At 20.0% G+C, this 756-nt stretch carries 2 protein-coding genes; both read right to left on the bottom strand.

All coding sequences use genetic code 4. The features are described 5' to 3' along the window. Positions 1-206 (bottom strand): RepB family plasmid replication initiator protein (locus tag M0D11_RS06265; protein ID WP_252321096.1); only part of this gene is annotated, 206 nt, incomplete at its 3' end. Next, a partial coding sequence (locus tag M0D11_RS06260) for a replication initiation protein (protein WP_252321094.1) occupies positions 191-756 on the bottom strand: 566 nt, incomplete at its 5' end. The genes M0D11_RS06265 and M0D11_RS06260, both read right to left, overlap by 16 nt.

Here is a 756-nt window from a genome sequence, read left to right as displayed (position 1 = left end):
GGATTTTGAGCATTAAATTTTTCTAAATCCAAATTCGTATTTAAAATAATTTTGCTATATTTTCGTCCAACTTTTATCAATTCATAAGTAAAAATAATATCAGTATTTTCTAAGTCTTTTTTCACTGGTTCTAAAATTCTTGTTTTTAACATATTTATCTGTTTAAAATAACTACTTTTTAAACTTAAATTTAAAATTTTTGACAATTTTTCAAAATCTCATTCATGAACATAAATTGGTGTTTTTTTGTTTTAGCATTCATATATAAATAACTACGTAAATATTCATATAAACGCATTGAATATTTAGTAGTAACTTCTTTTGTATAAGGCAAAAAAATATTTATATAATCTCTTTTTAAATCAATACAATGTTTTTTAAAAATATTTGTATTAGGTTCTACATATATTATGCCATTATGATAGCCACCAGAATTAAACAAATTAATTAAATCATATTTATTATTTGCTTCATCTAAAAACTCAAATTTTAAACTTGTTAATTCATCTATTTCTTTTTTTAAAACAGTAGTTTCTTTTTCTTTATAAATTATAGAATTATATAAAGCATTTTGATTTATAGAAAAATATTTACAAAAATCAGAAGCAAAAAAATGTATTTTATTTTTATTACCTTTTATATCATTTAAATTTTGTTCTTGTACAGTTTTTATTAAAAAGTTAAATAATCTTTGAGTCATAATTCCAGCACTTTGATTAGTAACTGCACGAACAATAACATTGTCAATATCGAGTG

Source organism: Spiroplasma endosymbiont of Lariophagus distinguendus (assembly GCF_023846195.1).
Taxonomy (GTDB): Bacteria; Bacillota_I; Bacilli_A; order Mycoplasmatales; family VBWQ01; genus Spiroplasma_E.
This window is presented reverse-complemented; position numbering and strand designations above follow the sequence as displayed.